Below are 23,289 nucleotides of genomic sequence, written 5' to 3' on the forward strand. Positions count from 1 at the left end.
GGTCAGCCGGCCGTATTTTACCGCGCCGTGCCGCTTGGCGGGTTGTTGTATCGGCAAGTCCGGGGCGAAATTGCTAAAAATCAATAACGCAGCAGGCGCCGCATCACCATCGGCGCCGGTTCGGCGGGGTTGGCGTGCGAATATTCCAGTTCTTCGGCCAGCTCGAATTCGAAGGCCGCATAAAAATCGATCAGCTTGCGCTGGTCGCGCCGCACGGCCAGGCGCAATTCCTCGGCCTGGCACGACAGGCCGTGATGAATGATGGCTTCGAGCAAGTGCTGCGAGACGTGGCTGCCCCGGTAGGCGGGCAGCACGCCCATGCGTGAAATCTTCCAGATGGCGGGGTCGCTGTCGAGCGGCATCCAGCGCAGCGAGCCGGCTGGAATGTCGTCGATCAGCAACAGAAAACCGCCGCCGTGGCGCAATTGCGCTTCCACCTGCTGTGCCGTCTCGTGGTGCCCGCTGGACGAGGCCGCCACCTTGCCGGCCCACGCGGCGCGGGTCAGCTCGGCCATCAGTTGTGCATCGGCATTTGTTGCTTCGCGCACCACGATATTCATCATCGGTCCTTGTGGTGGCTTAACGGATGCGCATGCCAGGTTCGGCGCCCGGCCACGGGTTCAGGATGTAGATGCCCGGATTGGCCTTTTCGTCGGCGGCAGAGGCAGCCATGACCATGCCTTCGGAAATGCCGAACTTCATCTTGCGCGGCGCCAGGTTGGCCACCAGCACCGTCAGCTTGCCGATCAGTTCTTCCGGCTGGTACGCCGAGCGGATGCCCGAGAAGACATTGCGCAAGCGGCCTTCGCCCGCATCCAGGGTCAGGCGCAGCAGCTTGTCCGAGCCGTCGACCAGTTCGCAATTGACGATTTTGGCGATGCGCAGGTCGACCTTGAGGAAGTCGTCGATCTTGATCTCGGGCGCCAGTTCCTCGATGGCGGCAGCGGCGGCAGCAGGGGCCGCGGCGTCGTTCGCGGCGTCGCCAGCGGGCGCCGCGATGGCGGCGGCAGCTTGCGGCGCGTCAAACAGCGCTTCGATCATCTTTGCATCCATGCGTGTCATCAAGTGGCTGTAGGCGCCGATGGTACGGCCCAGCATGCTGTTCGAGACGGCGTCGCCGAACACCTGTGTATCGGCCCAGGTGAACTCGGCGTCGTTGAGGAACGATGCCACGTTCTTCGCCACGCCCGGCAGGACCGGCGACAGCAGAATCGTCAACTGGCGGAACAGGATCAGGGCCGTGGTGCACACGTCGTGCAGTTCGGCCGTCTTGTCGGCATCCTTGGCGAGGATCCACGGCTTGTTTTCATCGACATACTGGTTCGTGATGTCGGCGATTTCCATGATCTCGCGCAAGGCCTTGCCGAATTCGCGGTTCTCGAAGTGCGCGGCGATGCTGGCCTGGCGCTCGACGATGACGCCGTTGACGTCCACCGTCAGCGCGCGGTTGATCCAGCTTTGCGCGCCTTCCGACAGCGTGGATGCCAGCTTGCCGTCAAAGCGCTTGGCGATGAAGCCGGCGCAGCGGCTGGCGATGTTCACGTATTTGCCGATCAGGTCGCTGTTCACGCGGGCGACGAAATCTTCGCCGTTGAAGTCCAGGTCTTCCACTTTCGAGTTCAGCTTGAAGGCGATGTAGTAGCGCAGCCATTCCGGGTTCATGCCCAGGTCCAGGTAGCGCAGCGGCGAAATACCGGTGCCGCGCGACTTCGACATCTTTTCGTTGTTAACCGTCAGGAAGCCGTGCACATTGACTTTCAGTTTGTCGATCACCGGGTGATTGGCAAATTTCAGCATGGCAGGCCAGAACAGCAGGTGGAAGGAAACGATGTCCTTGCCGATGAAATGGATCTGTTCCGTCGTCGGGTCGTTCAGGAAGGCGTCGAAATCGATGCCTTTCTTGTCGCAATAGTTTTTCAGGCTGGCCAGGTAGCCGACGGGCGCGTCCATCCACACATAGAAGAACTTGCCCGGCGCATCGGGAATCGGGATGCCGAAGTAGGGCGCGTCGCGCGAGATATCCCAGTCGGCCAGCTTTTCGCCCGCCTCGCCCAGCCATTCGCTGACCTTGTTGACCATTTCAGGCTGCAGGCGGCCTGGCGTGTTGAGCCAATCCTTGAGGAATTCGAAGCAGCGCGGGTCGGACAGCTTGAAGAAATACTGCTCCGACGGCTTCATCACGGGCGTCGCGTTGGTGAACACGGAGAACGGGTTGACCAGGTCGGTCGGCTGGTAGGCCGCGCCGCACACTTCGCAATTGTCGCCGTACTGGTTCTTGGCGCCGCATTTCGGGCATTCGCCCTTGATGTTGCGGTCGGCCAGAAACATGCCCTTGACCGGGTCGAAGAAGCGGTCGACGGTTTTCGTGACGATCAGGCCCGTATCGCGCAGCTTGCGGTAGATCGATTGCGACAGGTCGACGTTTTCCGGCGAATCGGTCGAATACCAGTTGTCGAAGGCGATATGGAAGCCATCGAGGTACTGGGCGCGGCCGGCGGCGATGTTGGCGACGAATTGCTGCGGCGTGATGCCTTCCTTTTCGGCGGCGATCATGATGGGCGTGCCATGCGTATCATCGGCGCCCACAAAGTGCACTTCACGGCCGGCTGCGCCATCGCGTTGCATTCGCTGGAACCGGACCCAGATATCGGCCTGGATGTATTCCATGATGTGGCCAATGTGAAAAGCGGCGTTTGCGTAAGGCAGGGCAGTGGTGACGAACAGCTTGCGAGTCATGATTGATGCACTTTTGGGATGGATAATAGGACATTTTAACAGCGGAAAGGCAATATGAGCAGATGCAGCGCCGGCAAGTGATGCTTTTGCCGCCATCGCGCCATGCAAATTTGCGCTAGACTGCGCGTATTGCACATATGTAGTACACACGGAGATTTACATGAGCATCACAGTAGAAGACGTCAAGGCCGCGCTGGCCCAGGTTATTGATCCAAATACACATAAAGATTTCGTTTCCAGCAAAACCGTCAAGAATCTGAAGGTCGATGGCAGCGACATTTCGCTCGACATCGAACTGGGCTACCCCGCCAAGAGCCAGATCGACCTGATCCGCAAATCCGTGCTGGCCGCCCTGCGCGTGCTGCCGGGCGTGGGCAACGTCAGCGTGGGCGTGTCGTCGAAAATCATTTCGCACACGGTGCAGCGCGGCTTGAAGCCGATGAGCAACGTGAAAAACATCATTGCCGTCGCTTCCGGCAAGGGTGGTGTTGGCAAATCGACCACGGCCGTCAACCTGGCCCTGGCCCTGGCGGCCGAAGGCGCCACCGTCGGCATGCTGGACGCCGATATCTATGGCCCGTCGCAGCCGATGATGCTGGGCATCAGCGGCCAGCCGAAGACGCTGGACGGCAAGAGCATGGAGCCGATGGAAAACCACGGCCTGCAAGTGTCGTCGATCGGCTTCATGATCGATCCGGACGAGCCGATGGTGTGGCGCGGCCCCATGGTCACGCAAGCCTTGCAGCAATTGCTGGACCAGACCAACTGGCGCGACCTCGATTATCTGATCGTCGACATGCCGCCAGGCACGGGCGACATTCAATTGACCCTGTCGCAGAAAGTGCCCGTCACGGGCGCCGTGATCGTCACGACGCCGCAGGACATCGCGCTGCTGGACGCGCGCAAGGGTCTCAAAATGTTCGAGAAGGTCGGCATTCCGATCCTCGGCGTGGTGGAAAACATGAGCACGCACATCTGCTCGAACTGCGGCCATGCGGAAGAAATCTTCGGTGCCGGCGGCGGCGCGAAGATGTGCGCGGACTTCGGCGTGGAATTCCTCGGCGCCTTGCCGCTGACCATGGCGATTCGCCAGCAGACGGATTCGGGCACGCCCACCGTCGTGGCCGAGCCGGAAGGCCCCGTCGCCGTGATCTACAAGCAGATCGCCCGCACCATCGCCATCAAGGTGGCGGAAAAGGCGAAGGATATGACCAGCAAGTTCCCTAGCATCGTCATCAAGAACGACTAGTGGCTGGGTGGCCTTGCAAACCTACTGCGCAGCTCACTTTCGGGTCGGCGTTACTCACCGTACTAAAGTACGGTTGCGTTACTCAACCCGACATTGAGCTTGCTCGCTACGGTTTTCAAGGCCACCAGTGGCACCATTGGCTTAACTCGTCCCCGGCGCCATGACCGCCAGGAATATGGTTTCATGCAGTCCGTGTTGTTATTAACAAGTGGAGACATCATGCAATTGACTACCGTATTCCTGCGCCAGGCCGCAGTCCTGCTTGCCGGCAGCCTGCTGGCCGCCAGCGCCTTCGCCCAATCCGTTTCCTTCGTCGAGCCAGCCGATGGTGCGACGGTGACGAGCCCGTTCAAAGTGAAATTTGCCGTCAGCGGCATGGACGTCAAGCCGGCCGGCGACATGACGGCCAAGACGGGCCACCATCATTTGCTCATCAATACAGGGCCGATGAAGGCGGGCGAGATGATACCCATGGATGACAAGCATTTGCATTTCGGTAAAGGTCAAACGGAAACGGACGTCACCTTGCCGCCGGGCCAGTACACGCTCACCATGCAGTTCGCCAATGGCGCGCACCAGTCGTATGGGCCGGAGTTAAGCAAAAGCATCAAAGTGACGGTCAAGTAAGTCAGATATATTGTCTGTTGCGGCACAGGCCGGGTTCCAGCGATGGGGCCCGGCCTTTTCATATTGTTGCTTCTTGTCATTGTTGTGTCATATAGTCGGCGTATGCTGCCCGGTGGCCTAACTTTTGATGAGTGGATATGACGAAACATTTCTCCCTTTCCCGGCAGCTAGCGCAGGCGCTGCTGCTGGTGACGAGCGTGGCGGCTTGCCAGGCATATGCGGCCAAGGCCGTACCCTCGGCTGCGGCGCAGCCGAAGCTGGTCGTGGTGCTGGTGGTCGACGGTTTGCCGCAGGAGCAGGTAACCCGCTACCGCGACCAGTTCGGCCAGGGCGGTTTCCGCCGCCTGCTGGAGCAGGGCGCGTGGTTCAGCGATGCGCACCAGGCGCATGGCATCACGGTTACCGCCATCGGCCACTCGGCCGTGCTGTCGGGCGCCTATCCTTACCAGCATGGCGTGATCGGCAATAACTGGATCGATCCCGTCACGAAAAAGTCCGTGTATTGCACCGAGGATGGCAATTTCCATTACATCGGCGAAGAGACGAAGCCGGACGACGGCACCGCGCCGACCAAGCTGCGCGTGAGCACCCTCGGTGACGAGCTGCGCTATGCCACGGGCGACAAGGCCAAGGTCGTCACCGTGTCGGGCAAGGACCGCGGCGCCATCCTGCTGGCCGGGAAAACGGGCACGGCCTATATGTACATGGAAAAGACGGGCAATTTCGCCAGCAGCACCTATTACATGCAGCAGCATCCGCAATGGGTGCAGCGCTACCAGGCGGCCAGGCCGCAGGACCGTTATTACGGCAAGAGCTGGACGCCGCTGCTGGCCGACGGGGCTTATGTCAACGATGCGCGCGATGATGTGGTGGCGGCCAAGCCGGGCACGCGCAACACCTTCCCGTTCGCCTATTACAGCGACAGCGGCAAGCTCGACGGCGAGTACTACAGCCGCTTGAAGTCCGGTCCCTTCCTCGATGAACTGACCCTGGAATTTGCCCGCGCCGCCGTCGATGGCGAGAACCTGGGCCGCAATCCGGCTGGCGTGCCCGACATCCTGGGCGTGAGCCTGTCCGCGCACGACTACGTGAACCATGCCTACGGCCCGGAAAGCAAGATGTCGCACGACCACCTGCAGCGCCTGGACCGCATGCTGGCCGGCTTCTTTCTTGATCTCGATAAAAAAGTCGGCATGGACAACGTGCTGGTGGTGCTGACGGCAGACCATGGCTTTGCCAACGTGCCGGAATTTACGGAAGCGCGCGGCGGCTTTACGGCCAAGCGCATCGACGGCGACAAGCTGGTCGCAAGCCTGAATCAGCACCTGGCGACAAGCCTGGGCATCGATAAGCTGGTGACGACGTCGTCGCTGCCGAATATCTACCTCGATTACGCGCTGGCGGAAAAGGGCGGCGTCCATCGCGCTGCGCTGGAAGACGCAGCGGCCCGCTTCCTGCTGCAGCAGGACGGCCTGGCGCAAGTCTACACGCGCACGCAGATGGAAACAGGCGCCGTGGCCACGCGCATGGACACCCTGATGCGCCGCGCCTGGAACCGCCAGCTGTCGGGCGACCTGATGGTCGTCACAAAACCGGCCTGGTATTTCGGCAAGGGCAGCGGCGGCACTTCGCACGGCACGCCGTACACGTATGACACCAACGTGCCGCTGATGGTGTTCGGCCCCCGCTGGATCAAGCCGGGCGCCTATGGCCAGTACGCGGAAGTGGTCGATATCGCCCCGACCCTGGCGCATCTGCTGCGCATACGCCAGCCGTCGGCGTCGGAAGGGCGGGTGTTGACGGAAGCGGTGCGGTAAAGGGCGGTGCTGCGCGCTTGTCGGCTTACGCGCTTTGCGCTAACCCGACCTACGATGACCTTGTAGGTCGGATGACGCGGGGCGCAGCCACGCGTCATCCGACAGCATCGTCGGCAAACCGCTTACAGCAGCCAGTCTATCGGCAGCACCGACAGAATCGCCACTCCCATGCGCTTCCACACGCTGGTGCCCGGTTCCGTGTCGTAGCGCGTGGCGGCGCCGCTGGCGTCGCGGGCGATCCAGTACAGCGCGCCGTCGTCGCCAAGCAGCACCTGGTAGGCGCGCTGCGGGATGGTGGCGCGCATGGCTAGCCCCAGCTGGCTGGCCAGCGCGGGGCTGTCGATGACGAGGCCCATTTCCGTATTCAATTCGATCGAGCGCGGATCGAAATTGAACGAGCCGACAAAGATGCGCCGGTCGTCGACGGCAAAGGTCTTCGCATGCAGGCTCGATGCGGAGCTGCCGAAGCGGCCCGGCTGTTCGCGCGCGTCGCCGGCTTCCCACGAGCGGCGTGATTCATACAGCAGCACGCCCGCTTCCAGCAGCGGTTTACGCCATTTTGCATAACCCGCATGCACGGCCGCCACGTCGGTCGCTTCCAGCGCGTTCGTCAGGATGCGCACGCCCACGCCTTTTTTCGCCAGGTCGGCAAAGGCTTGCGTGCCGGACTTGCCGGGCACGAAATACGGCGATACCAGATCCACTTCCTTTTCCGGCACACCGAGCAGGTTTTGCAGGTTTTCCGCCACGCGCGTGCCGGGCCTGGCCTGGTCCAGCACCTTGGCCGGGTCGTCGCTGACCATGCGCGTCCTTGCCCATTCGAAGGGCAGGGTACGTTCCATCATTTGCTTGACGAAGGGCGAGGTGCGCAGCGCCTGCACGTATTCTTCGGCCGCCCTGGTGTCGTCGATGCGGTCCGCCTCGGCGGCGATGGTGGCCGCGTCGCCATCGACAGGGCTGGTCAGCAGCAGTGCGGCCGGGTAGGCCGAGGCGCTGTTCCAGTAACGGTCGAAATCCTGCGAGACCTCGCCGACGACGGGGCCGATGGCCAGCACGTCCAGGTCGGCGAACAGCACATCGCCGGCCGCGCCGAAGTATTCATCGCCCACATTGCGCCCGCCCACGATGGTGGCGTGGTTGTCGGCCGTGAACGATTTGTTGTGCATGCGCCGGTTGAGGCGCGAAAAATCGGTGGCGAAGGCCAGCGCGCGCGGCGCGCGGGGCACGAAGGGATTGAACAGGCGGATTTCCAGGTTCCGCTGCTTGCCCAGCATGGACAGGGTCTGGTCCAGGCCCGCCGTGTTGTTATCGTCGAGCAGCAGGCGCACGCGCACGCCCCGTTCGGCCGCCTGGCGCAAGGCATCGAACAGCAGGGTGCCCGTGATGTCCTTGTGCCAGATGTAGTACTGCACGTCCAGGCTGCGCTGGGCGGCGGCGGCCAGCAGGGCGCGCGCGGCAAAGGCGTCGCGCCCGTCGACCAGCGGATAGATGCCGGACACGCCGGGATGCTGCGCCACCATGGGCGCAATGGCCGTGGCCAATTGGGTGTGCTGTGTGTCGGCGATGACGCTGGAGGGGATGCGGCCATCCAGCGAGGGCAGGGAAGCGCAGCCGGCGAGGACGGCGGACAGCAGCAGCGGCAGAAGCAGCCGGGTGGCGCTGCGGAAGGGAAGTGCTTGGGCGGGCATGGCGGGCTTTCATCGAGTTGCCCCGATGTTAGCAGATGCGCATGCCCGCACGCGGGCGAGGATTTACAGTTGTTCCAGCGCGATCAGCTCGGCCACCGTCTGGCGGCGGCGGATCAGGCGCGACGGGTGTTGATCATCGGCGCCATCGACCAGGTATTCGGCCGCATGCGGACGGCTGTTGTAGTTCGACGACATCGACGCGCCATACGCGCCCGCGCCTTCGAAGACCACGTAGTCGCCCACCTGCGCTGCCGGCAACTGCCGGGTTTCCACCACGCCGCCATCGCGCTGGGTGAAGACGTCGCCCGATTCGCACAGGGGGCCGCCGACGACGGTGGCGTGCTGCTCATCGAGAGCGCGGCCGTTGTGCGCGATCACCGACATTTCATGGTAGCTGCCGTACATGGCGGGGCGCATCAGTTCATTGAAACCCGTATCGAGCAAGGTGAAGTGCTTGCCGCCCATTTGCTTGGTGGCGCGCACTTCGGCCACCAGCAAGCCCGCATCGGCCACGAGGAAGCGGCCAGGTTCGATTTCCAGGTGCACGCGATGGCCCAGGTGCGCCTCGATCTGCTTGCGCGCCGCATCCCACAGCTGGAAGTAGTGGTCCGTGTCGACTGGTTGCTCGCCTTCGCGGTAGGGCACGGACAGGCCGCCGCCCGTGGAAATGGCTTCGATGTCGTGGCCCATGTTCTTGACCAGGTCGACCATGGTGCCGCAGACGGTTTCCAGGTGGCTGTAATCGACGCCCGAGCCGATGTGCATGTGCAGGCCCACCAGGTGTAGTCCGTGGGCGCGAATGACGGCCAGCGCCTCCGGCAGCTCTTCGTACCAGATGCCGTGCTTGCTGTTTTCGCCGCCCGTATTCGTCTTGTTGCTGTGGCCATGCCCATAGCCGGGATTGATGCGCAGCCAGACGCGGTGGCCGGGCGACACGGGGCCCAGCTGGCGCAGCATGTCGACGGAGCCGCAATTGACTTCAATTTTTGCCGCCGCCACGCGTGCCAGGGTGGCACGGTCGAACAGGTCGCAGGTGAACACCACGCCGGCCGCGCCGTTCGTTTGCGCCGGCGTGAAGCCTGCCTGCAGCGCGCGCTCGATCTCGCCCAGCGAGACGGCGTCCACGTGCACGCCCGCTTCGCGCATCAAGGTGAGCAGATGGATGTTCGAGTTGGCCTTTTGCGCGAAGCGCACGGTGTCAAATTGCGCCAGCTGCGCGATGCGCGCGCGGATGGTGGCCGCGTCATACACCCATAGGGGCGTGCCGTGTTCCTGGGCGAGTTGGGCGAGGGTGGCGTCTGGCACTGGTTTCATGGCGGTGGTCTTTGTCATTTTATGGAGGGGTGTCGGATTACGCGCCTTGCGCTAATCCGACCTACGATGCTGACAATGATGCGGCTTTTCTGTGTAAACATAAAATATCCATTTGAGGTGACCTTATTCATTTATGATATGGGTATGACTATCTCATTGCGCCACATCGAGGTTTTTCGCGCCATCATGACGACGGGCAGCGTGACGGCCGCCGCCGCCATGCTGCACACCTCGCAGCCCACCGTCAGCCGCGAGCTGGCGCGCCTCGAACATTTGACGGGCTTGACCCTGTTCGAGCGCGAACGGGGGCGTCTGCGCCCGACGGCCCAGGCGCTGCAGCTGTTCGAGGAGGTGCAGCGCGCGTATTTCGGCCTGGAGCGCATCGTCAGCACGGCGGCGGCTCTGCGCCAGTTCGACCAGGGGCAGTTGTCGATCGCCTGCCTGCCCGTGTTTTCCCAATCCTTGTTGCCGCAGGCGTGCAAGCGCTTCGTCGCCGATTTTCCCAAGGTGAGCATCAGCATCACGCCGCAGGAGTCGCCGCTGCTGGAAGAGTGGCTGTCGGCGCAGCGCCACGACATCGGCCTGACGGAAGTGTGCAATGCGCCGCCGGGCACCGCGCTCGATACCTTGATGTCCGTCGACGAAGTATGCGTGCTGCCTGACGGCCATGCGCTCGCTGGCAAGGCCGTGCTGCAGCCGGCGGACTTCGCGGGCCAGCCTTTCATCAGCCTGGCCGCCGTCGACCCTTACCGCCAGCAGATCGACGCCATCTTCGCGCAAGCGGGCGTGGAGCGGCGCATGGCGCTCGACACGCACAGCGCCGCTTCCGTGTGCGCCATGGTGCGCGAAGGCGTGGGGCTGGCCATCGTCAATCCGCTCACGGCGCTCGACTATGCGGGGCAGGGCTTGCAGATCCGGCGCTTTGCCGTATCCCTGCCGTTCACGGTGAATCTCGTGAAACCTTTGCACCGGCCCCTGTCGCAGCTGGTGGCGCTGTTCGAGCAGGCGCTGCATGCGCAGGCGGACGAGGTGAAAAGGCGCTTGCTGCAGCTGTGACGGCGCTTGTGGAGCGGCGGCGGTCAACAGAGTAAAATGGCGTTTTACTTATTCAAGCCTGATTACTTCGATGACCACAAACGCTACTCCCGTCCGTACCCGTTTCGCTCCCAGCCCGACCGGCTATCTGCACCTGGGCGGCGCCCGCACCGCTTTATACAGCTGGGCGTATGCCCGTCACTTCGGCGGCACTTTCGTGTTGCGCATCGAAGACACGGACGTGGAGCGTTCCACGCCGGAAGCCGTGCAAGCCATCATCGAAGGCATGAAGTGGCTGGGCTTGGACCACGACGAAGGCCCGTTCTACCAGATGCAGCGCATGGACCGCTACCGCGAAGTGGTGGCGCAGATGCTGGCAGAAGGCACGGCCTACCATTGCTACTCGTCGCCGGAAGAAGTCGAAGCGATGCGCGAGCGCATGCGCGCCGCCGGCGAAAAGCCGCGCTACGACGGCACCTGGCGCCCGGAACCGGGCAAGACACTGCCTGCCGTGCCGGCGGACCGCAAGCCCGTCGTGCGCTTCAAGAATCCGCTCGATGGCGACGTGACGTGGGACGATGTGGTCAAGGGCACGATCACGATCTCGAACCGCGAGCTGGACGACTTGGTGATCGCCCGCCCGGACGGCACGCCAACCTATAACTTCTGCGTGGCCGTCGATGACTGGGACATGCAGATCAGCCACGTGCTGCGCGGCGACGACCATGTCAACAACACCCCGCGTCAGATCAACATCCTGCGCGCCATCGGTGCACCGCTGCCGTTGTACGGCCACCTGCCGATGATTTTGGGTTCGGACGGCCAGAAGATGTCGAAGCGCCGCGATGCCGTCAGCGTGATGGATTATCCGGCGCAGGGCTTCCTGCCTGAATCGATGCTGAATTACCTGGCGCGCCTGGGCTGGAGCCATGGCGACGATGAAGTCTTCTCGGTGGCGCAGTTCTGCGAATGGTTCAACCTCGAGCACCTGACCAAGTCGGCCGCGCAGTTCGACCTGGAAAAGCTCAAGTGGCTCAATAACCAATACATCAAGCAGGCCGACAATACCCGCCTGGCCGACCTGGCGCGTCCGCACATGGTCGCCGCCGGCGCCGTCTTCGAAGGCGCGCCGGATCTGGCGCAAGTGCTGGGCATGATGAAAGAGCGCGCCAACACGGTCAATGAACTGGCTGACGCTTCGATGCTGTTCTTCCGCGAGCCGCAGCCGGAAGCGGAACTGGCAGCGCAGCACATCACGGATGCCATCAAGCCCGTGCTGGCGCAGTTTGCCGAGCGCATCGCCACGGTGGAGTGGAGCAAGGAAGCCGTGGCCGCCATGATCAAGGAAGTGCTGGCCGCCAACACCATCAAGATGCCGCTGCTGGCCATGCCTTTGCGCCTGATTCTGACGGGCCAGCTGCAGACGCCGGCCATCGATCAGGTGGTGGTCATGTTCGGCCGCGACACCGTGCTGGCGCGCCTGGCAAAGTGGCTGTAATCGCCGCGCTGAATTGACCGTGTAAACGCAGTGCGGAAACCGCCCCTATGAAAAGTTACTCATAGACGAAAAAGGGTATTTGCAGAGTGAAACTTCTTTGCTATACTCTTGTTTCTGCACCAACGGGGGTATAGCTCAGCTGGGAGAGCGCTTGCATGGCATGCAAGAGGTCAGCGGTTCGATCCCGCTTACCTCCACCAGCAGCAATGATGTTGCTTGGTGAAGTGGTGCAGATGTTGTTTGGAAGTTCCGCGGTCCCCATCGTCTAGAGGCCTAGGACATCACCCTTTCACGGTGAGTACAGGGGTTCGAATCCCCTTGGGGACGCCAGGTAGTTGTGGTATAGTAGTGGCAGTTGTTTGTACTGATTGTTGTAAGTTCAGGCCCGTAAAAAACGGAATCTGGATGGAAAGCAAGTAGTGGAACAAAGTCGCCAAGTGCGGCTTTTATTATTTCTGCGCCCGGGGGGTATAGCTCAGCTGGGAGAGCGCTTGCATGGCATGCAAGAGGTCAGCGGTTCGATCCCGCTTACCTCCACCAACAGCGCAGAAGTAAGGTAGTAAACTGTAGTTCCTTGGTCCCCATCGTCTAGAGGCCTAGGACATCACCCTTTCACGGTGAGTACAGGGGTTCGAATCCCCTTGGGGACGCCAGTTCAGTCTGGTGTTGTAGTAAGAAGTAGCAGTGTTTCTGCGCCCGGGGGGTATAGCTCAGCTGGGAGAGCGCTTGCATGGCATGCAAGAGGTCAGCGGTTCGATCCCGCTTACCTCCACCAACAGCGCAGAAATCACGTGATAATCAAAGTCGCCTCGAGCGGCTTTTTTTATTTCCGCGACACTTCCCGCCATACCCGACAGGGGAGTGTGGCGTAGGTCGGATTAGCGTAGCGTAATCCGACAGCACCATCTTCTGAAGCCAGCATCCGTATCCATGCCGCCTCCACCAACAGCGCAGAAATCACGTGATAATCAAAGTCGCCTCGAGCGGCTTTTTTTATTTCCGGACTCTTTTCCGCCATACCCGACAGGGGAGTGTGGCGTAGGTCGGATTAGCGTAGCGTAATCCGACAGCACCATCTTCTGAAGCCAGCATCCGTATCCATGCCGCCTCCACCAACAGCGCAGAAATCACATGATAATCAAAGTCGCCTCGAGCGGACGAGGTGGCCAGCGGGCGGCGCATGGCCGGCAGTTATCAGCGTTCCGTTATGCTGCCCAGCGGTCGCGATAGATCGGCAGTGAAGTCGACATATTGGGTGGAAAGCCCGCGTAGCTGGTCGAGCAGTGGGCGGTTGTCTCCGCGCCGCCACTGAAAAGAATAGATTACCGGTGCTGGCATTTCGGCGGCGGCGAGCGGGAGCAGCAGACCCTGGTCAACCAGCTTTTGACTCCAGCCAGTGGGCAGTATGCCGATCCCGACAGAGGCAATCAGCATGCCGGCAATGGCCCCCCAATTATTGCAACTTATACGCTCAACGGCAGCGATGCCGTGAGCCAGTAGCCAGTCATCAATCAGTCGCGTGGTGCCAGCTGATGGCGGTAAGGCAACGATGGGCTGTCCAGCGTCAAGTAAATCGGCGGCACCACGTAAGCCAGGCGGGCTGTCAGATATGGCCAGGGTTGGCGCGGCAAGCCAGATGAATTGTGCTTGGCTGACTGGTTGCGACAGGATGCCGTGGTGCGATGAGCGTCCGGCAATGATCGCAAAATCGAGCTCGCCCTTGGCGACACGGCTTTCCAGAACTGAGCCCACGTCGACATAGGGTTCGAGCGTCAATTTGGGATGCAGTGCCCGGACTTGCGCAATGAACTGCGGTAGCCAGGTCAGCGCGCTGAGTTCGCCAACACCAAAGGTGCAACGGCCAACTAGCCCGGCAGAGGGTGTGAAGGCGGTACGTATTGCGGCGGCGTCATCGAGCAGCGCCAGCGCGCGTGGCAGCAATGCCTGGCCTGCATCGCTGAGTACGGCGCGGTGGCCACTCCGGTCGAACAGATTGATGCCAAGCGCTTCCTCCAGTTCTGAAATGCGCTTGGAGAGAGACGATACGGACAAATGCAGGCGTTCGGCGGCAATCGCAAAGTTGGCGCAGGTGGCGGCCCAGTAGAACGCTTCGAGTTGCTTTAAGGTCATGGACATCACTTGTTCTCTTTTTTCGAAATTAATTGTACATAATTTTTCGCTTTTATCTAAATTGTGCTTGATCAAAAATGCTTGACAGGGCAAATCGCGTCGGTGCCAGGCGTTGGGCGGGCGGCTTATGCAGGCCCTCGCCCTTCGCCAAAGTGATGCATGTAGCAGTGAAATGACGAGTTTGCTATTTTTTTGAGAGGCGCAATGAACAAGAAGCGTTATGCAGTTATCGGCGGGGGGATAAATGGCCTCGCAGTCGCACGTCAGTTATTGTTGGATTTTCCCGACGCCACGGTGGTGCTGTTCGAAAAGGAGGCGAGTGTCGCCAGTCATCAGTCCAGCCACAATTCGGGTGTGGTCCATGCCGGTCTGTACTATGAGCCGGGGGGGCTCAAGGCACGACTTTGCAGGCGCGGGGGCGAATTGATTGGCAACTATTGCCGCGACAATGCGATCCCCTACGACGAGTGCGGCAAAGTTGTCGTCGCGCTACAAGAGGAAGAGTTGCCTCGCCTGGAGGCGATTTATCGGAAAGCGCAGGCCAACGGTGTGCCTGGCGTGCGGCTGATCGGCTCAAATGAGCTGCGCGAAATCGAGCCCAACTGCATCGGTCTGGGCGCCTTGCATTCACCGAAAACGGCGATTGTCAGTTACGGTCAAATTGCGGCCCGAATCGCCGATGAAATCAGGGAACGTGGCGGGCGCATTTGTCTGAATTCGCCGGTTGAGCGCCTGCTGGAGCAAGGCGGCGAAGTACGGGTCGAACTTGCAGACGGAGAGGTCTTCGATACGGTATTCGATCAGGCAATTGCCTGCGCGGGTTTGCAGTCAGATCGCCTGGCAGAGCGTTCGGGCGATCAGGACACGCCACGCATCGTACCGTTCTTCGGCCAGTATTACGTGATCGACGAGGCTTTCAAGTCGCATGTCAAAGGCTTGATCTACCCGGTGCCGGACCCGCGCTTTCCTTTCCTCGGGGTGCATTTCACAAAGCGTATCGACGGACAGATGACGATCGGCCCGAATGCTTTCATATCCTTCGGTCGCGAGAACTATGACGGCCGCAGCATGAACCTGGCCGACATCTTCAATTTTGCCAGCTACCCCGGCTTTTGGAAGTTTGCTGCCCGTAACCTGCCGGCGACGCTTCGGGAATTGAAGACTGTGGTCAGCGAGGCGAGCTTTGTCCGCGAGGCGGCGCGCTATGTGCCGACGCTTGCCTCGGTCGGTATTGTTCCGGCGGTGCGTGGGATCCGTGCCCAGGCAATGGAGGCCAATGGTGCGCTGGTTGACGATTTCGTGATTCGCCAACACGGCAACATTACCCACATCCGCAATGCACCGTCACCAGGGGCGACATCGTCGCTAGCCATTGCTGAATACATTGTGCGTGAAGTGATGAGGCGCTGAGTTTGCGTAGCGGACAACGTACGGTTGTCTGTCGCTCCCACAGCCAGCCCCAACTCGAACGCTCTAGGCGAAAAATAAAAAAATTAATTCATGAAGGAGACATTTTGAACATTCAAAAAACGGAACAGGAAACCCCTGCACAGACAAAAAGTCGTTTGCGCAAAGTGGCGGCAGCGACCATCGTCGGCTCAATGCTGGAGTGGTATGACTTTTATCTTTACGCGACGATGGCGTCGATTGTCTTCAGCAAGGTCTTCTTCGATACCTCGGACCCGGCGAATGCATCGCTGCAAGCCTTTGCCACCTTCGCCATCGGCTTTGTGGCGCGACCGATCGGGGGGCTATTCTTCGGCTACTTCGGCGACCGCTATGGGCGCAAGAAAATGTTGTTCGTTACTTTCTGTATGATGGGCTTGTGCACGACCGCCATTGGCCTGGTTCCTTCCTACGCCAGCATCGGCGTTTGGGCGCCCCTGTGCCTGGTGCTGATCCGCATTGTGCAGGGCCTGGGCGCCGGTGCTGAACTGGCGGGGGCGGCGGTAACTTCCTACGAACATGCGGCCGACAACAAGAAGGGACGACAAGGTGCGTGGCCTGCATTGGGGCTGAACCTTGGCCTGTTGCTGTCGTCGCTGACCGTTTATCTGCTGACCGTCAATGGCGACAAGTTTTTGCTTGCCGGCGGTTGGCGCATTCCCTTCATCCTCAGTTTCGTACTGGTACTGGTTGGGCTCTGGGTGCGTGGGAGTCTGCCGGAAACGCCAGAGTATCACCACTTCGAGGAAAGCCATCGCCAGAAGAGGCCGTTCCGCGAATTGTGGAAAACCAATCTCAAGGGCCTGGGCGTCGTCTTCTTTGTCGCCATCGGTTACAACGCACTGAGCTATGTCTTCAAGACCTTCTCGCTGGCCTACCTGACCCAGTTCAAAGGCATTTCGGCCAGCGTGACATCGCTATCGGTGACACTGGCCAGTCTGGTCGCAATCTTTACCGTCCCGCTCTTCGGCTATCTGTGTGACAAGTTCAGCAGCAAGAAGCTGCTGATCGTCGGCGGCCTGCTGTCAGCATTGTTCGCGTATCCGTTCATGCAGTTGCTCGACAGCGGCGAGAACAGGCTGATTTACCTGGCGCTGATCGTCGGCACCGGGGTGCTGGCGCCGATGATGTTCGCCCCACAGGGCTCTTTCCTCAGTCGCCAGTTTGCCGTGCAAAACCGCTCGACGGGAGTCGGTTCGGGGCGTGAAATCGGCACTGCCATTGCCGGCGGTATTGCCCCGTTGTGGGCGTTATCAATGGTTGCCCAGTCTGCGACTCGTGACACGAGCGCAGTGGCCTTGATGCTCACGTGCTCCGGAGCGATCGTCGCATTGGCAGCATACTTCGACCAAGGTTATCGCTTCAGCCATTACAAGAACTGATGGTCAAGGCGGCGGGCCAGGCTTGCTCAGCTCCTCCCGCCGCCCACCCCTTGTATGACGCGGGTTTGGGCCAGTACAAACGAAGGGGGGGGGCAAGAGGCTTTCCTTTTGCTTGTCTGGCTGCTGCTGCCGAGGACCTGTACCTCGCCCGCGCAGCCGATCGATTGCACATTGCACAATCGCCGCCGGGAGCGGTTTCCTCCATGGAAAATAAGATGCGCCTGCGGTTGATTTTGTGAGCGGCCCCGTGCTATACTTCGCGCACGCTTTTTTGAGGGGTTAAGCAAAGCCTTCAACGAAGAGTCCGCTGAGAGTAAAGCCAGCACAGGTCCCCATCGTCTAGAGGCCTAGGACATCACCCTTTCACGGTGAGTACAGGGGTTCGAATCCCCTTGGGGACGCCAGGATTTAGTTGTAAAGCAAGAGTGCAGTGCTGAACGGGCCTGACAAGTCAGGCTTTTTTTGTTTCTGCGATTGCTGCAGTACCGGGTCAGGATGTGAAGTAATGCATTCAGGACAGATTTCTGTCCCCATCGTCTAGAGGCCTAGGACATCACCCTTTCACGGTGAGTACAGGGGTTCGAATCCCCTTGGGGACGCCAGATTCGCACGCAGTCAGCAAGTAAAGTAACAGGTCGGGATGCAACGCAGCGCATCCAGGACAGATTTTCTGTCCCCATCGTCTAGAGGCCTAGGACATCACCCTTTCACGGTGAGTACAGGGGTTCGAATCCCCTTGGGGACGCCAGACCGGCTGAATCAGCCAACAAAAAAGCCGCCTGGTAACAGCGCGGCTTTTTTGTTATTGGCTGCCATGCCCACGTTTTTCTCTTCCCCTTGACTATGCCACTACCTACCGATCGCGCACCATCTCTCGCCATCTTCTGCAAAGTCGTCGACAACTACGGCGATATCGGCATTTGCTGGCGCTTGGCGCGGCAGTTGAACGGCGAGCACGGCGTCGCCGTCACCCTGTGGGTCGATGATTTATCCAGTTTCCGGCGCATCTGCCCCGAAATCGACGTGGCGGCCGAAACGCAGCACGTGTCCGGCGTCACGGTCCGCCACTGGCGCGGCCAGGATGGCGCGTTTGCACCCGCCGACGTCGCCGATATCGTCATCGAGTTTTTTGCCTGCGACATTCCGCCCGGCTATATCGCCGCCATGGCCCACTGTTCGCCGCAGCCCGTGTGGCTGAATCTGGAGGGATTGACGGCGGAAGAGTGGGTCGAGGGCTGCCATGCGCTGACGTCGCCGCGCCACGGCATGATCAAGCATTTCTTCTTTCCCGGTTTTACCGATAAGACGGGCGGCTTGCTGCGCGAAGCGGCGCTCGATGAAAAAAGGCTGGCGTTCCAGTCCGATGCGTCCGCCATGGCGGCATTCCTCGGGCAGATCGGCGTCACGGCGGCGCAAATGTGCGCCGTGAAAGTATCGCTATTCTGCTATCCGTCCGCGCCCGTCGCCGAGCTGTTCGCGGCCTGGCAGGCGGGTGAGCAAGCTGTGGTATGCCTGGTGCCGGAAGGCGTCGCGTTCGATGCCGTTCAAGCGTTTATCGGCGACGATGCGGCGCTGCCTGGTGCGGCGCGCACGCGCGGTGCGCTCACCGTGCGCGTGCTGCCTTTCGTGCCGCAGGACGATTACGACCGCCTGCTGTGGGCTTGCGACGTGAACCTGGTGCGTGGCGAGGATTCCTTCGTGCGCGCGCAATGGGCGGGCCAGCCGTTTCTCTGGCATATCTACTTGCAGGACGAAAACTTGCATCACGTGAAATTGCGCGCCTTCCTGCAGCGCTATGCGGTCGATGCGGACGGCGCCATTGACAGCCTGGTGCAGGCGGCGCTGGCCTGGAATGGCGCCAGCGCGGACGCCTTGCCGTGGGCGCAGCTGTGGCCCGCATTGCAGGCCGATCTGCCGCGCATCCGCGCGCGCGCGCAAGCCTGGCAGCGGCAGATGCAGGCGCATGGCGATCTGGCAAGTAACTTGCTGGCGTTCGCCGGCGCGACGAGATAGGCGCTTGCCCAAAATTAAGGTAAAATGCCCGGTTATTTCTAACGTATTTTTAACCGATCAAACGCAAGCTTGCGGCGCTGATGGCGCACAGGCGGCAGATGGTCTTCATGCAACCCACTTTTTACGTACATTCCTATGAAACCCGCAAAAGAAATTCGTGTTGGCAATATCATCATGGTCGACAGCAAGCCAATGATCGTGTTGCGTTCTGATGTCAACGGTTCGAGCCGCACGGGCTTCACCTACAAATGGAAGATGAAAAATCTTCTGACGAACACCCCGATGGAAAACGTGTTCCGCGGCGACGACAAGTTCGACGTGGTTGTTCTGGATAAAAAGCCAGTGACGTATTCGTACTTCGCCGACCCGCTGTTCGTTTTCATGGACACCGAGTACAACCAGTACGAAATCGAAGAAGAAAACCTGGGCGATGCACTGCATTACCTGAAAGATGGCATGGAATGCGAAGCCATTTTCTACGACGGCAAGGCTATCTCCGTTGAACTGCCGACGACCATCGCCCGTCAAGTGGTGTACTCGGAGCCTGCGGTCAAGGGCAACACGTCGGGCAACGTCCTGAAAGAAGCCAAGATCGAAAACGCCATCGACGCGCACCGCCACACCGTGCAAGTGCCGCTGTTCGTGGCACAGGACGACGTCATCGAAATCGATACCCGTACCAACGAATACAAGCGTGTCGTGCGCAACTGATACGCGCCAGTGCTTGACCATCAAGAAACGCTGCCTTCGGGCGGCGTTTTTTTTTGCTTGAAAAATAATTCCTTTCAACAACAATTGAGTTGCAAGGACTGCTATGCTATGGCTAGCACATTATTGCGTTAGAAACACTGAGGTTTCCTGGAGATACGATGCAGCGCAGTCAGATGTTACGCAGTGGCGCGTCCCGGGGCGTGTCGCGCCCCGTATTGGCCCGTGCCACGGCGCCCGCCAGTCCCATGGCCCATTTGCTCGACGCAGGGGTCTTGCCGCAACAGCAGATGATGCAGGCAGGCAAACTCAGTTCCCATGCGCTGACGTCGCAGTACCTCGCGCGCATCCGCTCCCTGTGCAGCATCGGCGCGCGCGCCTATCCCGGCATTGAAATCAATCCCGACGCGCTGAAAATTGCGCTGGAAATGGACCGCGAGCGGCAGGTGCACAAGGTGCGCGGCCCCTTGCATGGCATTCCCGTCGTCTTGCGCGACAATATCGCCACGGGCGACCGCATGAAGACGCGCACGCAGGCACCCCTGGCCACGCATGCCAGCTGCGATTCCTTTGTGGCGGCGCGCTTGCGCGCGGCCGGCGCCGTCATCATCGGCAAAAGCAATTTGCGCCAGTGGGCCGCCGTCAGCGTGCCGCATGCCAGTGCCAGCTGGGCCGGCCTGACCATCCTGGCCGTCGACAGCGCAGCGGACGGCTCCATCGTCGCGCCTGCTTCAAACTGCGGCCTGGTCGCCATCAAGCCCACCGGCAGGACCGCTGGCGGGCAGGGCGGTGAGCCAGCCACGGCAGGGCCGATGGCGCCCAGCGTGCGCGAGGCGGCCTGGCTGCTCGCCGCCCTGACGGGCGAGCGCCTGGCCGATGGCTTGACGCTCGACCTTGCCGGCTTGCAAGGGCGCCGCATCGGCGTGGCGCGCAGCCTGTTCGGCCTGTGCGCCGGGACCGATGCCGTGATCGAGCAGGCGCTGCTGGTGTTGCGCGAACAGGGCGCCGAACTGATCGAGCCGCCGCCCGCGTCCGGGTCTGGCGGCATTGAAGCGCTGCTGCGTTCGCATGCGCTCGATGCGCTGGTGGGGCCGACCTGCCATGGCGTATCGCCGCAGTCCGACTTGCCGCATATTACGGTGCCTGCCGGCATGGTCGGGGGCTTGCCGGTCGGCTTGTCCTTCATCGGCCCAGCCCACGGCGACATGGCGCTCATTGCAATGGCGTATGCCTACGAGCAGGCGACTTTGCACCGGCGCACGCCCGCACTGCCATCGAGCATCACCCTGGCGCTGCGTTGACCATGATGATTCCTTTCGTTTTCTTTCGATAAACTATGCTTGCAAGCTTGCTGCTGAGTGCGGCCGTGGCCGCCACCCCGACTCCTTTTGATGCCGAGCAACTGTCCGGCAGCTGGTCCGACAGCGTGAATACGAATAGTGTGTGCGAAGAAGCGCGGCACTTTACGCGCATGCAGTTGTCTGACGATCATCAGCGGCTGGCGATCTTCAACGACCGCACGTGGAAAAGCAAGCTGGGCGAAACCAACCGCTTTGCCGCGACGGTGGTGGCGGAAACGGAGCGCAGCCTGACGTTGCGCTATGACAATGAGACCCGCCTCAATGCCGCTGGCAAGCTGGTGGAATGGCAGTTGATCATCGTCGCGCCCGGCGTGTACCGCTGGCGCGAGACGGGCTGGCCGGAAGGCAAGGTCAACGGCGTGGTCGGCATCCGCTGTTCTCCCTGAGGCGCGCGCACAAGCATGCCATTCTGTTATGCTTCCGGCATTACATTATGCTTTTAGGAGTTTGCATGTCTGTACGTTTGCTTTTACCCGTATTCCTGGGCGCCACCGTGGCGCTGGCCGCCGTGCCGGCACAAGCGCGTACGCCCAGACTGTCGCTGATCGAGCAGGCGCAAAGCTGCGACGGCGGCCATACCTGTCCGTATTTCCCCGATGTCTACAAGGCGGACTACGCCTTTCGCAAGGCCTTCAATGAGGGCTTGAAAAAGGCGGGCCTGAAGCGGCAGCGCTGGGTGCCCGATGGCGTGGCCAGCCCGCTCAAGCCCGTCGAGATTGACGGCAAGGCACGCCTGCTGAGCAGCGTCTGCGAACCGCACAATTGCGGCCACCGCTATTCCATTTTGTACGACCCCGTCGCGCGCAGCATGACGGGCGTGTACATGGGCAGCGATGCCAAGGGCGGCTTGCGCACCGTGTATTTCGGCGAGCCCAGCATCGCCGAAGCCGACTTGCTGTACAAGAACTGATGCACGCGCCGCTACGCATTTCCAGCGAGCGTGGCGAGCTGGACGTGCCCATGATCCACCGCTACCTGAGCGAGCAGTCTTACTGGAAGCGCGGCGTGGCGATCGAAACGGTGCGCAAGGGCATCGACAATGCGCTGTGTTTCGGCGGCTATGTGGATGGCCAGCAAGTGGCGTTCGCCAGGGTCATCACCGACTACACGGATTTTGCCTACCTGCGCGACGTGTTCGTGCTGCCGCCCTACCAGGGGCGCGGCTACGGCAGGCAGATGGTGGCCGCCGTGCTCGGCGATGCGCGCTTGCGCGATGTTGCCTGGATGCTGGGCACCGATGACGCGCATGGCCTGTATGCGGGCTTTGGCTTTGCGCCGCTGGAGGCGCCGGAAAAGTACATGCGCCGCCCCGCGCCATGAGAATTATCAAAACAACCTTTAGGTGTCAAGAGAACTATTAGCATTATTGTACGCAATAATGTTGCATTGATAATGACGTCGTGTCATTATGCGCGCTCTGCAGCGTGCGTTGCTGGTGCTGTGCTTTGCCGTCGCCCTTGGGCGGGGCAAAGGTGGTGAGCGGTCCGATTGGTCGTCCCTGGCACGTTTTCTCGTCACTTTAAAGGAATACATCATGAAACAATATGGCGCCGAATTTCTCGGCACGTTCTGGCTGGTACTGGGCGGTTGCGGCAGCGCCGTGCTGGCCGCCGCCTTTCCCGGCCTTGGCATCGGCTTTGCCGGCGTAGCGCTGGCGTTTGGCCTGACGGTGCTGACCATGGCTTACGCCATCGGCCACATCTCGGGTTGCCACCTGAATCCTGCCGTCTCGATCGGCCTGTGGGCCGGCGGCCGCTTTCCCGCCAGCCAGTTACTGCCTTACATCATCGCGCAAGTGCTGGGCGCCATCGTGGCCGGCGGCGTACTGTACGTGATCGCCAGCGGCCAGGCCGGTTTCGACGTCAGCAAGGGCTTTGCCTCGAACGGCTTCGGCGCCCATTCGCCGGGCGGTTATTCGATGCTGTCGGCGCTGGTCATTGAAATCGTGCTGACGATGTTCTTCCTGATCGTCATCCTGGGCGCCACTGACAAGCGCGCCCCGGCCGGCTTCGCCCCGTTGCCGATCGGCCTCGCGCTGACCCTGATCCACCTGATCAGCATCCCCGTCACCAATACCTCGGTCAACCCGGCCCGCAGCACGGGCGTGGCCCTGTACGTGGGCGATTGGGCGACGAGCCAGCTGTGGCTGTTCTGGCTGGCCCCTATCATCGGCGCCTTGCTCGGGGCGCTGGCCTACCGTCTGATTGCGGGCGAAAAAGAGTAGGCCGGCTTAGCCCACAGGGCGTAAGCCGACAATGCCGGCAGCTTAGCTTGTCGGCTTACGC

Annotated in this window: 19 protein-coding genes and 8 tRNA genes; 22 read left to right on the forward strand and 5 right to left on the reverse strand. The window is 61.1% G+C overall.

The features are described 5' to 3' along the window. Window positions 1-80: 80 nt before the first annotated feature. Both IGS60_RS21765 and metG read right to left on the reverse strand, forming a co-directional pair. Window positions 81-560, reverse strand: a complete 480-nt coding sequence (locus IGS60_RS21765; RefSeq protein ID WP_070219744.1) for a GNAT family N-acetyltransferase — start codon at window positions 558-560, stop codon at window positions 81-83. 19 nt (window positions 561-579) lie between these two features. Beyond that, window positions 580-2,736 carry a methionine--tRNA ligase gene (gene metG, locus IGS60_RS21770; RefSeq protein WP_230506188.1) on the reverse strand — a complete coding sequence of 719 codons (2,157 nt, stop codon included), beginning with the start codon at window positions 2,734-2,736 and terminating at the stop codon, window positions 580-582. Between the two features lie 160 nt (window positions 2,737-2,896). Between metG and apbC the strand changes: the two genes are divergently transcribed. The 3 genes from apbC (at window position 2,897) to IGS60_RS21785 (ending at window position 6,429) form a co-directional block, all read left to right on the forward strand. Further along, window positions 2,897-3,985, forward strand: a complete 1,089-nt coding sequence (gene apbC / locus IGS60_RS21775; protein ID WP_070219730.1) for an iron-sulfur cluster carrier protein ApbC — start codon at window positions 2,897-2,899, stop codon at window positions 3,983-3,985. 219 nt (window positions 3,986-4,204) lie between these two features. After that, a complete protein-coding gene (locus IGS60_RS21780; RefSeq protein WP_070312351.1) occupies window positions 4,205-4,612 on the forward strand; it encodes a DUF4399 domain-containing protein in 408 nt (135 codons plus the stop codon). Between the two features lie 137 nt (window positions 4,613-4,749). After that, a complete protein-coding gene (locus IGS60_RS21785; RefSeq protein WP_230506189.1) occupies window positions 4,750-6,429 on the forward strand; it encodes an alkaline phosphatase family protein in 1,680 nt (559 codons plus the stop codon). A 122-nt stretch (window positions 6,430-6,551) separates the two neighbouring features. On the opposite strand, the gene IGS60_RS21790 is transcribed toward IGS60_RS21785, so the two are convergent. Together IGS60_RS21790 and lysA are read right to left on the reverse strand one after the other, a co-directional pair. Beyond that, on the reverse strand, window positions 6,552-8,117 hold the full coding sequence (locus tag IGS60_RS21790; protein ID WP_230506190.1) for a phospholipase D family protein: 1,566 nt from the start codon (window positions 8,115-8,117) through the stop codon (window positions 6,552-6,554). Window positions 8,118-8,180: 63 nt separating this feature from the next. Then, window positions 8,181-9,431 carry a diaminopimelate decarboxylase gene (lysA, locus tag IGS60_RS21795; RefSeq protein WP_230506191.1) on the reverse strand — a complete coding sequence of 417 codons (1,251 nt, stop codon included), beginning with the start codon at window positions 9,429-9,431 and terminating at the stop codon, window positions 8,181-8,183. A 144-nt stretch (window positions 9,432-9,575) separates the two neighbouring features. Here lysA and IGS60_RS21800 point away from each other — a divergent pair, with 144 nt between their 5' ends. The 7 genes from IGS60_RS21800 to IGS60_RS21830 all read left to right on the forward strand — a co-directional run bounded on the left by IGS60_RS21800 (window position 9,576) and on the right by IGS60_RS21830 (window position 12,739). Next, window positions 9,576-10,487: a LysR family transcriptional regulator gene (locus tag IGS60_RS21800; RefSeq protein ID WP_230506192.1), complete on the forward strand. Its 912-nt coding sequence runs from the start codon at window positions 9,576-9,578 to the stop codon at window positions 10,485-10,487. 70 nt (window positions 10,488-10,557) lie between these two features. Beyond that, complete coding sequence (gene gltX, locus IGS60_RS21805) at window positions 10,558-11,964, forward strand: glutamate--tRNA ligase (protein ID WP_070219742.1); 1,407 nt, start codon at window positions 10,558-10,560, stop codon at window positions 11,962-11,964. A gap of 124 nt (window positions 11,965-12,088) precedes the next feature. Next, window positions 12,089-12,164 (forward strand) — tRNA-Ala (locus IGS60_RS21810). Between the two features lie 54 nt (window positions 12,165-12,218). Continuing rightward, window positions 12,219-12,294 (forward strand) — tRNA-Glu (locus IGS60_RS21815). Between the two features lie 134 nt (window positions 12,295-12,428). Next, window positions 12,429-12,504: transfer RNA gene (locus IGS60_RS21820), tRNA-Ala, on the forward strand. Between the two features lie 37 nt (window positions 12,505-12,541). Next, window positions 12,542-12,617 (forward strand) — tRNA-Glu (locus IGS60_RS21825). Between the two features lie 46 nt (window positions 12,618-12,663). After that, window positions 12,664-12,739, forward strand: a tRNA-Ala gene (locus IGS60_RS21830). A 419-nt stretch (window positions 12,740-13,158) separates the two neighbouring features. Here the strand turns inward: IGS60_RS21830 and IGS60_RS21835 are convergent. Then, a complete protein-coding gene (locus IGS60_RS21835) occupies window positions 13,159-14,094 on the reverse strand; it encodes a LysR family transcriptional regulator (protein ID WP_230506278.1) in 936 nt (311 codons plus the stop codon). A 204-nt stretch (window positions 14,095-14,298) separates the two neighbouring features. On the opposite strand from IGS60_RS21835, the gene lhgO reads away from it, so the two are divergent. The 12 genes from lhgO to aqpZ all read left to right on the forward strand — a co-directional run bounded on the left by lhgO (window position 14,299) and on the right by aqpZ (window position 23,228). Beyond that, window positions 14,299-15,504 (forward strand): L-2-hydroxyglutarate oxidase, encoded by a 1,206-nt coding sequence (gene lhgO / locus IGS60_RS21840; RefSeq protein WP_070290416.1) that lies wholly within the window; start codon window positions 14,299-14,301, stop codon window positions 15,502-15,504. A gap of 104 nt (window positions 15,505-15,608) precedes the next feature. After that, a complete protein-coding gene (locus IGS60_RS21845; protein WP_227742140.1) occupies window positions 15,609-16,922 on the forward strand; it encodes an MFS transporter in 1,314 nt (437 codons plus the stop codon). 328 nt (window positions 16,923-17,250) lie between these two features. Next, a tRNA-Glu gene (locus IGS60_RS21850) sits at window positions 17,251-17,326 on the forward strand. Window positions 17,327-17,448: 122 nt separating this feature from the next. Continuing rightward, window positions 17,449-17,524, forward strand: a tRNA-Glu gene (locus IGS60_RS21855). Between the two features lie 70 nt (window positions 17,525-17,594). Next, window positions 17,595-17,670: transfer RNA gene (locus IGS60_RS21860), tRNA-Glu, on the forward strand. A gap of 95 nt (window positions 17,671-17,765) precedes the next feature. Next, window positions 17,766-18,935, forward strand: a complete 1,170-nt coding sequence (gene earP, locus IGS60_RS21865; protein ID WP_230506193.1) for an elongation factor P maturation arginine rhamnosyltransferase EarP — start codon at window positions 17,766-17,768, stop codon at window positions 18,933-18,935. A 135-nt stretch (window positions 18,936-19,070) separates the two neighbouring features. Then, a complete protein-coding gene (locus tag IGS60_RS21870) occupies window positions 19,071-19,646 on the forward strand; it encodes an elongation factor P (RefSeq protein ID WP_070223695.1) in 576 nt (191 codons plus the stop codon). A 158-nt stretch (window positions 19,647-19,804) separates the two neighbouring features. After that, window positions 19,805-20,944 carry an amidase family protein gene (locus IGS60_RS21875; RefSeq protein WP_070289890.1) on the forward strand — a complete coding sequence of 380 codons (1,140 nt, stop codon included), beginning with the start codon at window positions 19,805-19,807 and terminating at the stop codon, window positions 20,942-20,944. A gap of 35 nt (window positions 20,945-20,979) precedes the next feature. Next, window positions 20,980-21,390: a hypothetical protein gene (locus tag IGS60_RS21880; protein WP_070223698.1), complete on the forward strand. Its 411-nt coding sequence runs from the start codon at window positions 20,980-20,982 to the stop codon at window positions 21,388-21,390. Between the two features lie 65 nt (window positions 21,391-21,455). After that, window positions 21,456-21,914: an Ivy family c-type lysozyme inhibitor gene (locus tag IGS60_RS21885; RefSeq protein ID WP_162995609.1), complete on the forward strand. Its 459-nt coding sequence runs from the start codon at window positions 21,456-21,458 to the stop codon at window positions 21,912-21,914. Beyond that, window positions 21,914-22,324, forward strand: a complete 411-nt coding sequence (locus IGS60_RS21890) for a GNAT family N-acetyltransferase (protein ID WP_230506194.1) — start codon at window positions 21,914-21,916, stop codon at window positions 22,322-22,324. Before IGS60_RS21885 ends, IGS60_RS21890 begins: the two co-directional genes overlap by 1 nt. A 214-nt stretch (window positions 22,325-22,538) precedes the next feature. Continuing rightward, a complete protein-coding gene (aqpZ, locus tag IGS60_RS21895; protein WP_070223703.1) occupies window positions 22,539-23,228 on the forward strand; it encodes an aquaporin Z in 690 nt (229 codons plus the stop codon). Window positions 23,229-23,289 lie beyond the last annotated feature (61 nt).

The sequence above is a fragment of the Janthinobacterium sp. FW305-128 genome, from assembly GCF_020858135.1.
Taxonomy (GTDB): Bacteria; Pseudomonadota; Gammaproteobacteria; order Burkholderiales; family Burkholderiaceae_D; genus Janthinobacterium.

Excerpts from the sequence above, each read along its gene's own strand:
- IGS60_RS21765 (WP_070219744.1), bottom strand. The coding sequence starts at position 560 with ATGAATATCGTGGTGCGCGAAGCAACAAATGCCGATGCACAACTGATG.
- metG (WP_230506188.1), bottom strand. The coding sequence starts at position 2,736 with ATGACTCGCAAGCTGTTCGTCACCACTGCCCTGCCTTACGCAAACGCC.
- apbC (WP_070219730.1), top strand. The coding sequence starts at position 2,897 with ATGAGCATCACAGTAGAAGACGTCAAGGCCGCGCTGGCCCAGGTTATT.
- IGS60_RS21780 (WP_070312351.1), top strand. The coding sequence starts at position 4,205 with ATGCAATTGACTACCGTATTCCTGCGCCAGGCCGCAGTCCTGCTTGCC.
- IGS60_RS21785 (WP_230506189.1), top strand. The coding sequence starts at position 4,750 with ATGACGAAACATTTCTCCCTTTCCCGGCAGCTAGCGCAGGCGCTGCTG.
- IGS60_RS21790 (WP_230506190.1), bottom strand. The coding sequence starts at position 8,117 with ATGCCCGCCCAAGCACTTCCCTTCCGCAGCGCCACCCGGCTGCTTCTG.
- lysA (WP_230506191.1), bottom strand. The coding sequence starts at position 9,431 with ATGAAACCAGTGCCAGACGCCACCCTCGCCCAACTCGCCCAGGAACAC.
- IGS60_RS21800 (WP_230506192.1), top strand. The coding sequence starts at position 9,576 with ATGACTATCTCATTGCGCCACATCGAGGTTTTTCGCGCCATCATGACG.
- gltX (WP_070219742.1), top strand. The coding sequence starts at position 10,558 with ATGACCACAAACGCTACTCCCGTCCGTACCCGTTTCGCTCCCAGCCCG.
- IGS60_RS21835 (WP_230506278.1), bottom strand. The coding sequence starts at position 14,094 with ATGACCTTAAAGCAACTCGAAGCGTTCTACTGGGCCGCCACCTGCGCC.
- lhgO (WP_070290416.1), top strand. The coding sequence starts at position 14,299 with ATGAACAAGAAGCGTTATGCAGTTATCGGCGGGGGGATAAATGGCCTC.
- earP (WP_230506193.1), top strand. The coding sequence starts at position 17,766 with ATGCCACTACCTACCGATCGCGCACCATCTCTCGCCATCTTCTGCAAA.
- IGS60_RS21870 (WP_070223695.1), top strand. The coding sequence starts at position 19,071 with ATGAAACCCGCAAAAGAAATTCGTGTTGGCAATATCATCATGGTCGAC.
- IGS60_RS21875 (WP_070289890.1), top strand. The coding sequence starts at position 19,805 with ATGCAGCGCAGTCAGATGTTACGCAGTGGCGCGTCCCGGGGCGTGTCG.
- IGS60_RS21880 (WP_070223698.1), top strand. The coding sequence starts at position 20,980 with ATGCTTGCAAGCTTGCTGCTGAGTGCGGCCGTGGCCGCCACCCCGACT.
- IGS60_RS21885 (WP_162995609.1), top strand. The coding sequence starts at position 21,456 with ATGTCTGTACGTTTGCTTTTACCCGTATTCCTGGGCGCCACCGTGGCG.
- IGS60_RS21890 (WP_230506194.1), top strand. The coding sequence starts at position 21,914 with ATGCACGCGCCGCTACGCATTTCCAGCGAGCGTGGCGAGCTGGACGTG.
- aqpZ (WP_070223703.1), top strand. The coding sequence starts at position 22,539 with ATGAAACAATATGGCGCCGAATTTCTCGGCACGTTCTGGCTGGTACTG.